The sequence below is a fragment of the Thalassobacterium sedimentorum genome, assembly GCF_031127905.1.
GTDB classification, from domain to species: Bacteria; Verrucomicrobiota; Verrucomicrobiia; order Opitutales; family Coraliomargaritaceae; genus Thalassobacterium; species Thalassobacterium sedimentorum.
This window is the reverse complement of the sequence record NZ_JARXIC010000031.1, coordinates 1-13,777: the sequence shown is the minus strand read 5'-3', so window position 1 is coordinate 13,777 and position 13,777 is coordinate 1. Positions and strand designations below refer to the sequence as shown.

Annotated in this window: 11 protein-coding genes and 3 tRNA genes; 6 read left to right on the top strand and 8 right to left on the bottom strand. The window is 53.0% G+C overall.

What is annotated here, in order from left to right:
* Positions 1–143: 143 nt before the first annotated feature.
* The 3 genes from QEH59_RS14965 to QEH59_RS14955 all read right to left on the bottom strand — a co-directional run bounded on the left by QEH59_RS14965 (position 144) and on the right by QEH59_RS14955 (position 2,669).
* Complete coding sequence (locus QEH59_RS14965) at positions 144–1,193, bottom strand: hypothetical protein (RefSeq protein ID WP_308986188.1); 1,050 nt, start codon at positions 1,191–1,193, stop codon at positions 144–146.
* A gap of 120 nt (positions 1,194–1,313) precedes the next feature.
* Positions 1,314–2,021 carry a hypothetical protein gene (locus QEH59_RS14960; protein ID WP_308986187.1) on the bottom strand — a complete coding sequence of 236 codons (708 nt, stop codon included), beginning with the start codon at positions 2,019–2,021 and terminating at the stop codon, positions 1,314–1,316.
* 12 nt (positions 2,022–2,033) lie between these two features.
* The gene (locus tag QEH59_RS14955) at positions 2,034–2,669 is read right to left on the bottom strand and encodes a DUF4013 domain-containing protein (protein WP_308986186.1); all 636 of its coding nucleotides are present in this window, start codon (positions 2,667–2,669) and stop codon (positions 2,034–2,036) included.
* A gap of 25 nt (positions 2,670–2,694) precedes the next feature.
* Between QEH59_RS14955 and QEH59_RS14950 the strand changes: the two genes are divergently transcribed.
* Both QEH59_RS14950 and QEH59_RS14945 read left to right on the top strand, forming a co-directional pair.
* On the top strand, positions 2,695–3,579 hold the full coding sequence (locus tag QEH59_RS14950) for a polyprenyl synthetase family protein (protein ID WP_308986185.1): 885 nt from the start codon (positions 2,695–2,697) through the stop codon (positions 3,577–3,579).
* A 15-nt stretch (positions 3,580–3,594) separates the two neighbouring features.
* Positions 3,595–4,437 carry a CvfB family protein gene (locus tag QEH59_RS14945; RefSeq protein ID WP_308986184.1) on the top strand — a complete coding sequence of 281 codons (843 nt, stop codon included), beginning with the start codon at positions 3,595–3,597 and terminating at the stop codon, positions 4,435–4,437.
* Here QEH59_RS14945 and QEH59_RS14940 read toward each other — a convergent pair whose 3' ends face one another.
* The 3 genes from QEH59_RS14940 to argH form a co-directional block, all read right to left on the bottom strand.
* A complete protein-coding gene (locus QEH59_RS14940) occupies positions 4,438–5,178 on the bottom strand; it encodes a hypothetical protein (protein ID WP_308986183.1) in 741 nt (246 codons plus the stop codon). It abuts the gene before it with no gap.
* Between the two features lie 128 nt (positions 5,179–5,306).
* Complete coding sequence (locus QEH59_RS14935; protein ID WP_308986182.1) at positions 5,307–5,948, bottom strand: transposase; 642 nt, start codon at positions 5,946–5,948, stop codon at positions 5,307–5,309.
* Between the two features lie 116 nt (positions 5,949–6,064).
* Entirely contained in the window at positions 6,065–7,462 is a 1,398-nt protein-coding gene (gene argH, locus QEH59_RS14930; RefSeq protein WP_308986181.1) for an argininosuccinate lyase, read from the bottom strand.
* Positions 7,463–7,595: 133 nt separating this feature from the next.
* Between argH and ribB the strand changes: the two genes are divergently transcribed.
* On the top strand, positions 7,596–8,711 hold the full coding sequence (gene ribB / locus QEH59_RS14925; protein ID WP_308986180.1) for a 3,4-dihydroxy-2-butanone-4-phosphate synthase: 1,116 nt from the start codon (positions 7,596–7,598) through the stop codon (positions 8,709–8,711).
* A gap of 98 nt (positions 8,712–8,809) precedes the next feature.
* On the opposite strand, the gene QEH59_RS14920 is transcribed toward ribB, so the two are convergent.
* A tRNA-Leu gene (locus QEH59_RS14920) sits at positions 8,810–8,891 on the bottom strand.
* A gap of 54 nt (positions 8,892–8,945) precedes the next feature.
* Positions 8,946–9,021: transfer RNA gene (locus tag QEH59_RS14915), tRNA-Phe, on the bottom strand.
* Positions 9,022–9,183: 162 nt separating this feature from the next.
* On the opposite strand from QEH59_RS14915, the gene QEH59_RS14910 reads away from it, so the two are divergent.
* From QEH59_RS14910 to QEH59_RS14900, 3 genes are all read left to right on the top strand, one after another.
* Complete coding sequence (locus QEH59_RS14910; protein ID WP_308986179.1) at positions 9,184–10,323, top strand: efflux RND transporter periplasmic adaptor subunit; 1,140 nt, start codon at positions 9,184–9,186, stop codon at positions 10,321–10,323.
* A 12-nt stretch (positions 10,324–10,335) separates the two neighbouring features.
* Positions 10,336–13,422 carry an efflux RND transporter permease subunit gene (locus QEH59_RS14905; protein WP_308986178.1) on the top strand — a complete coding sequence of 1,029 codons (3,087 nt, stop codon included), beginning with the start codon at positions 10,336–10,338 and terminating at the stop codon, positions 13,420–13,422.
* Positions 13,423–13,491: 69 nt separating this feature from the next.
* Positions 13,492–13,582, top strand: a tRNA-Ser gene (locus QEH59_RS14900).
* Positions 13,583–13,777: the final 195 nt, after the last annotated feature.

Below are 13,777 nucleotides of genomic sequence, written 5' to 3'. Positions count from 1 at the left end.
AGATATATGTTTTAATAGACGCACTCCCCCTTGCTGCGTTCAATTTCTACGCATTTTTTTTAGTCGAACAGCCTTCGAAAAACATAAGAAGCTCAAATTAAACAAGTTAAGAAATAAAATAATGCACATAAAAATCGAACAAACTACAAGCGCCGTTCGATTTCTTCCTGCATTTCCTTGGCATCCTCCCAATCACTAAGGTAAATTGTGAGCGAATGCAGATACTTATAGGACGGTGCATCACTTAAAATCCCCTCAAAAAGCACTCCCAGCGATCGAGCCGGATTAAAATAAGCTGGATTAATGCGCGACATACGCAATCGCAGTATTTCATAACGGGCCTGAATAAACTCCTGCACCTGAGGCTCGGCGCGATACTTCCAAAGTGTCCGCAAATTAAGCGTCACCTCTCCGGACTCTAAAACCAGGGGTGCCTCCAAGCGCACTAAAGCACTGAGCCAATCACGTGATACATTCATAGCTTCAATCACATCGTGCTCCTGCCCCAGCAATTGTTCCAACTGAGCTGAAAACCAAGCCTGTCCACTCACGGGTTCCGCGGTCGGTGCAAGGGGCTGCACAGCCGCAGTTAAAGCAGTCTCAATATTAATACCGGCAAGCGCTTGCTGAAAAAGGCTACGAATCACTGGTCGTTCCAGACGACTGGACTTCATCGCCGATATGATCCAATATGCAGACGTCTCTTCGATAGAAGAGTCACGCTCGCGTAAAGCGGATTCCAGCAGTGGAGACAGCAACAGGTCAGGATTTGCACGAGAACGTTGCAACAACTCAACAAACTGGGCTGGACGCAGCGCATAATACACTTCGCCCGCCAAAGCGGCAACTGCCCAAGTACGTAGATTGAAAGCGGCCTCCTTACCATAATTATAGAGCGCATACTGCAGCAACAAAGCCTCCGTGATCGCCCGACAAGCCACTTCCAGTGTCATCGAAGATTCCCAGCGCAAATCTAATAAAACAGAACTGCGCTCTGCCACTTGGATACGGTAATCCCCCTCGAAATCCACACTCCCCTCCGGTCGCAAACTAATTAGTATTGTGCGGGGAAAGGCCAGTCCCTCACGATCCAAGTAGCGCTGAGCAATTTGCACAGCATAGGCACTCAATTCATTGACATAGGATATAGAACGCAAATCCATGCCGATGACTTCAAAGTGATTATTACGCATGGTACGTATATCTGAGCCACTCTGCCCAGTAGCTCCCAATGCCAGAGATGCTCCTAGACTCGTGCACAGCAGCCATGCAACAAGTATCCGAATGACGAAAGCACGCAACATACTCAGCAACTAGCGCAATTGGAAGATGATCGAGCCATCCGCGACTTCCACCGATTCAGCACGCTCAAACGCTTCGGACAGAATCTTATATTCTTCCGTCGCTCGGTAGCCTTGTAGAAGTAAGTCAACCATCCACGCCCCCAATACATCAGGGAGCGGCACCTGCGCACTGCTCACACTCACAGAACGGATCTGTAAGGAATCGGAAGCCAAAGCACAACGAATAGACACGATAAAATCCTCACTGGCGCCAAAAGCGGCAATCGAAGTTGGAAGGTTAATATAGACCTCCCCAGTATCAACGATTCCGAAGTTCGGCACTCCTGGCACCACAAGTATGCCGGATTGATCCTCATCAGTGGGTGCGATTCCCGAACGAAAGATACGATTCATCCATGCATTCAATTCGCCACTACTCAATTCAACTTTCTGCGCCCCAGCAGTCGCTAATTGTTCACGCTTCTGCTCCCACGTCACGGAACTTAATACTGGCCCCTCAATATAATAAGCATGCCCTGGTTTAGCGAATGTCGACAGCTCCTCTTTCGCAGCTAATTCAACCTGATAAGCCTCATACTCCGCCTGACTGGAAAATGCCTGCGCGGGAAAAGTCACCATGTAAACAAAGCCCAGAAAGGCACCCAGTAGAGCCATTAATAGCGCATAAAAGAAAAGCCCAAAGGCACTTGGTGATTTTTCAGACGCAGCAGCAGACATAATTAGGGTAATTTAAAATGTGGAGGATTTATTGTGCTCGAAGCGGCGATAACGCAAGCTGGTATAAGTAATGAACATTAGGAAGCCACCAAAAAGCGCGAAACCATAAAACGGAAGCAACAAGACCAGTAAGCCTAAAAAAACCAAGGCGGGCACTATCAAGCGCGGCAATTCCATCCAACTCATTCTCAAAATAAGCGCGACATCCAGTAAATCTTTAAAGTCTTTACGCATATTATAACGATACAGCGCGGAACTAAATAAAACTGTAGCCAGCAACACCACCGACAGTAGAAGAACATTGCTCAAAGCACCCAGTCCAATCAATGCCATCAACCATGACACACAGGCTGCCACCAGCAGCGGCAAGAGCCAATAGCCAAACCAGACTACCGCAAAACGTAAGCCATCCTTAAACAATCCCTGCCAATCCTGCCAATGCTGCAAACTAGGCCAATTAGGCCAATTAGGCATCTGCGGCGCCCCCGTCTTACGCACCGCGCGCGACACCCGGAACAAATAACCGAAGGCCAATAGATTCACGATCGGCACAAAAGACAACAAACCGCCAATCAAGAAATTGCTCCAAAAACTCGGCAATTTAAGCAGGCGATAACAAACTTCTTCGAATATTGGCGTTTCCTTCATATAAAGTATGCTCTAAGCTATCGTAGTGAATCCCGTATTAAAAGAAAAATTGGATGAGTATCGTACACGTGTAGAAAGCGGCATCGATCAACTATTACCCGCTGCCGACGCCCGTCCGGCCAAGCTGCACGCCGCCATGCGCTATTCCATGAAAGCCGGCGGCAAGCGCATCCGTCCCGCGCTGCTCTTTGCCGCTAGTGAGCTGTTCCACTCAAAAGCCGACCCCGTCGCCGCGGCCGTTGCCATCGAGTGCTTGCACACCTACACCCTGATCCACGACGACCTGCCCTCCATCGATAACAGCGATCTACGCCGCGGACGCCCGAGTTGCCACGCACAGTTCGACGAGGCCACCGCAGTATTAGCCGGTGATGCGCTGCTCACCTACAGCTTTCAACTACTTGCCCGCGCCTACGGCGACCAGCCCACACTCGCGACCCGCCTGATTGGCGAACTGGCCGATGCCAGCGGCAGCGAACGTCTGATAGGTGGTCAACAAGAAGACATCGATAACGAAGGTAAGCCACTCGACGCCGACACCCTGCGCTATATTCACGAAAACAAGACTGCCGCCCTGCTCACCGCCGCGCTCAAGATGGGGCTCTTTTTCTGCGAGCCATCCCCTACGCAAATCCAACTAGTGCAAGAGGCCGGCTACCACCTGGGACTCGCATTTCAAATCGTCGACGATATCCTCGACGCCACCTCCGACCCGGAAACCATGGGCAAACCAGTCGGTAACGATGCTGCCGCCGACAAATCCACTTATGTGGCACTTCACGGCATCGAAGGCGCACACCTGGAAGCCAAGCGCCACACCGAAGCCGCGATCACCGCACTCGAACAACTCGGCGGCGAAAACAAGCTCCTGATTGAACTCGTGCGCGAGCTCGAAACACGCATTCATTAGCATTCACTCCATACAATGGCAAACATCGGCAGATACAACACACTTACCGTGCTCGATAAAAGCGACCACGGCCTCTACCTCGACGGCGGACCGCATGACAAAATCCTCATGCCCACACGCTACGTCACACCGGACATGAGCATCGGCAGCGAAGTCGAAGTATTCGTCTATAACGACTCAGAAGATCGCTTGGTCGCGACCACGGAAAAGCCCTACGCTCAAGCTGGCGAGTTTGCCTATCTTGAAGTGATCAGCGTGCACCCCACCGCAGGTGCCTTTCTCGACTGGGGTTTGAGTAAAGACCTCCTGCTCCCCTATCGCGAACAAGGCAACACCCACTTCACTGAAGGCGACGGTGCCATTGTTGCCGTCTATGTCGACGAATATACTAATCGCGTAGTCGCCTCCACTCGCCTGCACAACCACCTGCCGGCTGAAAAACCACCTTACGAAGTCGGCGATGCCGTGCACGTGCTGATTTACGGCGACTCGCCGCTCGGTTTCAAATCCATCATTGATAAACGCTACCGCGGCCTGCTCTACCACCAAGAGACCTCCGACCAACTCGAACCCGGCGACCAATTCACTGGCTATATTAAAAAGGTTCACAACGACGGTAAAATTGACCTCCGTCGCGATCCCTCCGGCTACGGCCGAGTGGACGGCGTCAGTCAGATCATCCTCGAAAAGCTTGAAGCTGCCGGCGGTGCAATGCCTTTCAACGACAAGAGCACTCCCGAAGCCATCCGCGCCACCTTCGACACGAGCAAAAAGGCTTTCAAGCAAGGGTTGGGCAGACTGTATAAGCAGCGCCGCATCCTCATCACAGAAAACGGTATCGAGTTGGTCAACGAATAATCACTCAGTCCCGCTTTCACTCAGCACTGCATCTGCCTGATACAGCTCACGGTTACTGGACTGAAACTCTGCTTTGAGCCGCACACGAAAGTTGATCAAGTCGACTACCTTCCACGCGTTCAGTTGCCAGCGCCCATCCACCTTGCCCCCGTGTGCGATACCAACAATCAGATGCGACGCATCGTCTAAAATCTTATTGGTCTCACGCTTTGGCTCGAAGTAGAAAGTGCGAAAGCGACTAGTTTCGCTCCCCTGCTTATAGACCTTTGGGTCGATGTAAAAAACGCGTCCGCTCGCCGAGTGCTCCAAACGCAGATCCGGATAGCCCGAACGTTGTTCTTTGCCCGACGCATTAGGCGGGATCGAGCACTCGTAGCCATCGGCCTCGTTTAGATGCGCCAGCAAAAAATCCTCCACATGACGACTGATCTCATTCACCCGCCCCACTGTGTGGATCGAGTTATCAGACTGTGCCAACTCTAGCAACATCGCATCCAGCGTCGTCTGCACATGCGCAAGCATAGCGGCATCAACTGGATCCGATGCGTCGACTGGCAACACCTGACAAGCAGACACCGCTTCCGCGACCGCCGCAAAACGGACATCCTCCAAACGACCACCATCATCGAGTAGCCAATGAACAAAAGGCTCAATATCAGCACTTTGCGGCTGCGGTTCCTCAGCAGTGCAACCGAGCGTAGAGAGGAGCGCAGCGAAAAAGAGATTAAAGAGAGCCTTCATAATTAGAGGAAAGCAGCAGTATCCGAAATAAGGCCCGAAACGACAAGCGGTTAATCTCACATCCGACGTAGCTGGGTTGGCTCCGCCGCCCAGCCCGAAAACACAACCGGGCGGCAAAGCCAATCCAGCTACGACAGCCCGAACTGATAAGAAAACTCATCTCTTTCACGACATAACCCTGCTTTCACTGGATTCGAAGCCAAATACTCCACCCACTTTCGATACTCAACTTCATCGCGAATCAGACGATCATACCACTCAGTTTGCCAAAAAGATCCCGACCGCCGGAGTAAGCGATTCAACTCTTTTCCGCTCATCCCCTTAAAAGCCTGCCAGGCATTCATAAACGATTCAACTGATGCAAAAGCGACCGGCTCGGTTAGTAGATGCAAATGATTTGGCATAATTACCCAAGCGGAGAAACGAAGCCCATCTCGCTCATAAGAGGCTAGAAACGATTGCAGCCACTCCGCAGCCAAGGAGTCTGCAAACGGAGCGAAGCCCAGCCCCTGGTCGGCATACTTCTCCAATGTCAGAAAGAGCTTTCTTTGTAACAGCTTCGAATCCTCCGAATGCGCACCCACCGCTTGTTGAGCCTGATAAATCACATTCAGTTGCTGCACAATCACCTGAGGCAAAGAGTTGGCGCATCGGATCGTCACCGCATAACGCCCAAACTCAGCAACCATATGAGGCAACTGCTTATAGCCGACACCGACAATCCGGTTCCCGTAAGGCGTCTCCATGCCAAATACATAGGCGATCTGCACACAAACAACAAGATCATACCCAAAATCTACAGCATTCTGCCGTAGCTGGGTTGGCTTCGCCGCCCAGCACCGTAAGCACGACCGGCCGGCAGAGCCAACCCGACGACGAAGAATTCCTACTTCTGCCGCCAGTGCTCGATGCGCGCAGCAACTTGATCGGGCCCCGGCATGCCGGGCTTATCACGCGCAGCGAGTGCTTTACCTAAATCAAAGGCATCTATCCAGTCCGCACCGAGTGCAGCGTGAATCTTCGCTACCTTTTCGTAAGGCAGTTCATTCAGTGGCGTTTCCAACTGCTCAGAAAGCCCGACTAAGGCACCCACCACATGATGTGCTTCGCGAAATGGCACCGCCTTTTTGACTAAATAATCCACCACATCCGTCGCCAGTAACGCGGGGTCCGCCACTGCAGCTGCACAACGCTTGGCATCTGCTTGAACCCCCGGCAAGCAGGCGGCCACACAGTCGAGGATCAATACGGTTTGATCAAAACTATCAAAAACTGGCGGTTTGTCCTCTTGCAGGTCGCGGTTATAGGTCAAGGGCAGACCTTTAACCATGGTCAGCAGCATTTGCAAATTCCCGGTCAAACGTGCTGATTTACCACGAATCAACTCAAAGGCATCGGGATTCTTTTTCTGCGGCATCAAGCTGGAACCGGTCGTGAATGCATCTGGCAATTTAACAAATCCGAACTCCGCGCTACTCCACAAGATAAAATCTTCAGCAAGACGTGAAAGATGCACACCGATCGAGGCACAGGCAGAAGCAAATTGAATAAAGCTATCGCGATCACTCACGGCATCCATACTGTTCTGGGTGACCTGTGGCCGGCCCTGCGCGTCAACGAAACCAAGTTCATTAGCCACAAACTCACGATCGATCGGCAATGTGGTGCCCGCAATCGCGCCCGAACCTAGTGGGCAGACATTCGCCTGCTCTTTAACCGCCGCGATGCGAGTGCGGTCACGCGCAAACATTTCCACATAGGCCAATAGATGATGCGCCATCGACACAGGTTGCGCACGTTGTAAATGAGTATACCCCGGAATAATGACCGTCTGTGTTCTCTCAGCAAGATCGACCAAAGAAGCGATCACTGCAGCCAAAGAGGCGTCCACCTCATCACAGGCATACTTAAACCACAGCCGCATATCAGTCGCCACTTGGTCGTTACGACTACGTGCCGTATGTAGTTTGGCGGCCGCTGGCACCTCCTGTGTTAGCGCTTGCTCGATGTTCATGTGGACATCCTCCAGCTCAGGGTCCCAGAAAAACTCGCCGGCCTCGACTTTAGCCAAAATGGCGTCAAGCCCAGCCTGAATCGCGTCGCGCTCTTCATCTGTAATAATACCGACATGCGCCAACATGGCTGCTTGCGCTTTACTGCCTTGCACATCAAACGGAGCCAGCCGTTGATCAAATGATACGGATTCACCGATGCGGAGCATCAATTCTGCGGGGCCTTCGGAGAACCGTCCGCCCCAGGTCGCTTGCTTTTTTCCTTCTGCCATAAGCGCAAAGAATTTTGTGCCCCGTCGACTTTGGCAAATCTAATCCAGCCCTTTCTATAAAAGACGATTGCGCCACGCAATTTCCTGAAAATACTCCCTTCCTTTCATTCAACCCGACTCCGGACACTTTCCCATGAGCACAGTACCTAGTTTAGACAACCCTTTCGATAGCATTGAATCTGCGATCGCCGATATCGCCGCCGGTAAAATGGTCATCGTAACCGATGACGAATCCCGCGAAAACGAGGGTGACCTCGTAATGGCTGCCGAGAAAGTCACACCACAAGCGGTCAATCAAATGATCATGCACGCTCGCGGATTGATCTGCGTGCCGATGCTCTCGCATCAGTTGCGCCGCCTCGGAATCAACCGTATGGCCTCGGAAAACCGCGAGTCGCACCAGACCGACTTCACCATCTCCGTCGATGCCGCCGAAGGCATCACCACAGGCATCAGCGCCTATGATCGCGCCGAGACCATCCGTATTCTCGGCGATCCCAAATCCCACCAGGACATGCTGGTGCAACCTGGCCACGTGTTTCCACTGCGTGCCAAGCCAGGCGGCGTCCTGCAACGCGCTGGCCACACCGAGGCCGCGGTCGACCTCGTACAACTTGCTGGTCTGAATCCTGCAGGCGTCATTTGCGAAATTCTAAATGAAGAAGGCGCCTCCGCTCGCTTGCCCTACCTGATCGAGTATAAAAAGAAGCATAACTTAAAACTCATCTGCATCGCAGATCTCATTGAGTATCGTCACACTCGCGACAAACTCATCGAACACGTGCTCACCAAGCCATTCGAATCCGAATTCGGCACTTTTGATCTACACATTTTCCGCAGCATCCTGGACAACCGCCAACACCTCGCACTCAGTATGGGCGAGCTCAGCGAAGCGCCCACCCTGGTACGTGTTCAGAGCGAGAACCTACTCGGTGATATCTTTCGCTCCAAAACGCTGGGCGGCTACAACTCACTTAATGCCGCCATGGAACGCATCGCACAAGAAGGACACGGCGTGCTTCTCTACATCGAGCAACCACAAGGCGGCATTCGAGTCATCGAAGATAAAGATCAAACCTCACTCAAAGACGTGGGCCCGACAAAGATGGACTTCCGCGACTACGGAATCGGCGCCCAAATCTTAGTCGACTTAGGCCTCAAGCAAATCCGCCTAATGGCCAGCACCCAACGCAAAGTCGTCGGTATTGACGGCTATGACCTTGAAATCGTCGAACATATCGACATTTAGATAAGACATTAATACGCCTTATAGATCTCGTAGCCAACCCCGGATGTAGTTCCTCAAAAACAAAAAAGCGCTTCGACTAATCGAAGCGCTTTTAAAAGTACTCGGGGAGGGACTTGAACCCTCACGCCTTACGGCACCAGAACCTAAATCTGGCGTGTCTGCCAATTTCACCACCCGAGCAGAAAATATAGTTGCCTCTCGATAACATGGAACGAGTTAGCTTATTTTCACAAGTGGTGGCCGGACCCAGAATCGAACTGGGGACACAAGGATTTTCAGTCCTCTGCTCTACCGACTGAGCTATCCGGCCACTCTTGAGAAAGGCGGGATTAAGGGAGCCTTTTTTAAACTCGTCAACTGAGTTTTTTACTTTTTTTCATTTATTTTCGAACAAGTGTTTGTCTTCTGATTTTTTGCCGACTGTATAGGCGACTCACATAAATTTGAGCTGCGACTTTCAATAACTACTAGCATGGGTAAGAAAATTATTTTCATCATCGCCGTGATCGTCGGCGTCGGCGCGATCCTCGCGGGATTGGTCATCACTAAACTCGGGCAGTTTAGTGCGATGGCCGAAGCGGGCAAAAACGGGGGGCCTCCTCCCAGCACGGTATCAGTCACGACACCACGCACGGACACATGGGAGACTCGATATAAATCCGTCGGCTCGATTGAACCAGTGCGTGGCATCTTAATCGAAACCGAAAGCGCGGGCGTCGTTGACTCAATCAATTTCGAGAATGGTCAAGAAGTGAAAGCGGGCGATCTGCTGGTGCAACTCGATATCGATGTGGAGAAAGCACAGCTACGCGCGGCTGAAGCCACCGTGCAACTCACTCAAACAGAGTTTGAGCGCGCGACTCGTTTACGCCAGAGCGGCAATGTGCCGCAGTCCGACCTGGATCGCGCGGCGGCGGACATGGAACGTGCACAAGCGGAAATCCAAAACCTGAAAGCACTCATCGACCGTAAGACAATTGTCGCCCCTTTTGATGGCCGTGTCGGCATTCGCCAAATCAACTTAGGGCAATACGTACCAACGGGCTCGCCAATCGTCAGCCTACAAGCGGACGAGCAAGTATACGTGAATTTCTCCTTGCCACAAAAGACCTTATCTAAAATCAATACCGGCATGAAGCTGGATGTCACCAGCGATGCCTATCCGGAGCAAACATTTGTCGGCCAGCTTACAGCGATCAGTCCGGTGATCGATCCCAGCACCCGCTCAGTGGCGCTCCAAGGTACCATCGACAATCCTGAATCGCTCTTGCGCAGTGGCCTTTTCGTCAACATCGAACTGGTCTCCGAACAGACTGAGGAGGTGCTGCTGATTCCTTCAACTGCGATACTTTACGCGCCTTATGGCAACTCTGTCTATGTAGTCGAACCTCAACAAAATGAAGACGGCAGCGGTGAGCGCTTAATCGTCAAACAGAAGTTTATCCGCATCGGCCGCTCACGCGGTGACTTTGTGAGTGTGCTAGACGGAGTGACAGCCGATGAACGTATCGTATCTTCGGGTGCCTTCAAGCTACGTAACGGCGCGGCGATCACGATCAACAACGATCTCGAGCCTCAAGCGCAACTGGCTCCAGGCGTCAACAACTCGTAACGCTTCTTTGCCATGCAGACTGCATTTACAGACATTTTCATTAAGCGCCCCGTGCTCTCGCTGGTGGTCTCGCTGATTATAATCATCGCAGGCTTGCAGGCGATTAGCACGCTCACGGTGCGCCAATACCCGGAGAGCGAGAACGCGTCGATCACGGTATCGACTGTCTACGTAGGTGCCGATGCGGACCTCGTGCGCGGCTTCATCACTACACCCTTGGAACGCGCCATCGCTACGGCAGACGGCATCGACTACATCAGCTCTTCCAGTGCACAGGGCCTCTCCACGATTACAGTACGCTTGGAACTTAACTACGACTCCACCAAAGCCCTGGCAGAAGTTAGTTCCAAGGTAGACCAAGTGCGCGGCGATCTTCCTCCAGAAGCGGAAGTACCAATCATTAACATCGAATCGGCCAACAGTGCGCGCGCGGCAGCCTACCTCTCCTTCACATCAAACATCCTGGAAGCCAACGAAATCACCGACTACCTGGTGCGAGTGGTGCAACCGCGACTCTCCGCTGTCACAGGTGTGCAAGAAGCCGAAATCCTCGGTGGCCGCACCTTTGCCATGCGCATCTGGTTGGATCCGCAGCGCATGGCTGCGCTCGGCGTGACCGCCACTCAAGTGCGCACCGCACTGGCCGCCAATAATTATCTCGCGGCAGTCGGGCAAACCAAGGGCAATCTGGTGCGCGTCAATTTGACCACCGACACCGACCTCAATACAGTCGAAGACTTCGAGCAACTGACCATTCTAAACAAAGGCACCGACATCGTCCGCTTACGCGACATCGCCGAAGTCGAACTGGGCGGTGAAAATTACGAAACCGAGGTTCGCTTCTCCGGCCAACAAGCAGTCTTCATGGGCATCCAAGTGCTGCCCAATGCCAATACGGTCGACGTGATCCGCGAAGTCAGAAATGAGCTGGACTCAATCCGCGCGGAATTGCCAACCGGCCTGGAAGCGGAGATCGGCTACGACTCCACTGTTTATATCGAAGAGTCGATTAGCGAGGTCATCTCGACCCTGACAGAGACTTTGATCATCGTGATGGTGGTCATCTTCCTTTTCATGGGGCGCATACGCACGGTGCTGGTGCCGGTGCTGGCCATCCCAATTTCTTTGATCGGAGGCGTCTTTCTCATGCAGGTATTCGGCTTCACCATCAACCTGCTGACCCTGCTGGCCATCGTGCTGTCGGTCGGGCTCGTGGTGGACGACGCCATCATCGTGGTGGAAAACATCGAACGTCACCTGGAAGAAGGCATGAACCCGATCAACGCTGCGCTGCAAGGCGTGCGCGAACTCATCGGCCCCGTCATCGCCACCACGCTAGTTCTGGTCGCCGTGTATCTACCAGTGGCCTTCCAGGGCGGACTCACCGGCTCGCTCTTTCAGGAATTCGCACTCACACTCTCGGGCGCGGTGATCGTCTCCTCCGTGGTGGCGCTGACACTCAGCCCCATGCTGTGCTCGAAGGTCATTACTTCCGGCGAACACAAAGGACTGGCCAAGCTGATCAACAGCGGCTTTGAGCGCATCCGCTCCGTTTATGGTGCTGTATTGACCGTTTCCCTACAAAGTCGCTGGGTCATCTACGGAGCCTGGCTCGCACTCACGCTATTCTGCGTGCCGATGTTTATGTTCTCCTCCAAGGAACTCGCACCCAAGGAGGACCAAGGTGTCATCTTCGGTATCGTGGATGCGCCCGCCAATCAGGTAATCGATGAAAACCTGCGCTACACCGAGCGCGTCAACGAGATCTTCTTTTCGATGCCCGAAACCCGGCACTCCTTCCAGCTCACCACCCCAGCAGGTGGTTTCAGCGGCATGGTGCTCGCTCCCTGGACGGAGCGTGAGCGCAACGCCTTCGAAGTCTTGCCTGAAGTGCAACAAAGCCTCGGCAGCATCGCCGGCGTGAACCTCTTTGCCACCACACCCGATCCACTGCCCGGTGGCGCAGAAAACTTTCCGATGAACTTCCTGCTGCTCTCCACCGCAGAGCCCGAACAGATCCTTGAAGTGGCCCAGCAACTCCAACAAAAGGCCACCATGAGCGGCATGTTCGCTTTTCCGCCCATCATCGACACCAAGATCGACCAGCCACAAGCACGCTTCTCCGTGAATCGCGACATGGTCAGCGCGCTGGGGCTCGACCTACGGCAAGTCGGTGCCGACCTCGGCGCCATGGTCGGCGGCGGCTATGTGAATCGATTCAATATCGGTGGCCGCAGCTATAAGGTGATCCCGCAAATCGAGCGCGAGGCACGCCTCAACCCCGACCAGTTGCAAGACATCTACATCACCGGCGGCCAAGGAGAACTCATTCCACTGAGCACCGTAGCCGACCTCGACTACAGCGCCCAGCCCCGCTCACTCAATCGCTTCCAGCAATTCAACGCCGTCAAGCTGAGCGGCATCGCCATACGCCCACTGGACGAAGCACTCAGCTTCTTGGAAAAAGAAGCCGACGCACTCATGCCCGAAGGTTACCGCTACGATTACTCCGGCGAAGCCCGCCAGCTGCGCAAAGAAGGCAACACCTTCCTGCCCGCGTTCGGACTCGCACTACTATTGATCTTTCTAGTCTTGGCCGCGCAATTCAACAGCTTCCGCGACCCCTTCATTATCTTACTAGGCTCAGTACCCTTAGCTATGTTTGGTGCGCTGATTTTCACATCCATGCAGATTAATGCGCCCGGCGTGCCCTTCTGGACCAATGGCATGACCACCACACTCAACATTTACTCACAAGTCGGACTAGTCACTTTGATTGGTCTGGTCGCCAAGAACGGCATTTTGATTGTCGAATTTGCCAACGAATTGCAACGCGAAGGTAAATCCAAACTCGAAGCCATCACCGAGGCCGCCAAGGTGCGCCTACGCCCCGTGCTGATGACCTCCGTGGCGACCGTGGCCGGCCACTTCCCACTCGTGCTCGTGACAGGTGCCGGTGCCGAAGCCCGCAACTCCATTGGACTCGTCGTCGTAGGCGGCATGGCCATCGGTAGTGTGCTCACCCTACTCTTCCTGCCCAGCATCTATATGTTGATCGCCAAAGACCGTCAGGGACAGCCCAAATCCGCGGCCGCATAAAAAATTGGATATTATCGAAATTTAGGGTTGAACTCTGCCAGCGGAGAGATTGTCTCCTCGGTCTGGTAAGGAGAAGTGGCTGAGTGGCCGAAAGCGCTTCTTTGCTAAAGAAGTGAACCTCAAAAGGGTTCCGCGGGTTCGAATCCCGCCTTCTCCGCCATTTTGCTCCGCAGAACAAATTATTAATCCCCCAATTTGCCGTAAAACAGCATTGGGGATTTTTTGTGTCTACTTATACCAATATGAAAAAAGTTTGGTCCTAATACCGATTCTCATAATTAATGCGCATGTAGTGGTCTCAAGTAGCGTTTACTGAAGCGCGAATCCACCCATTACCAAATAGGCGTATGACACG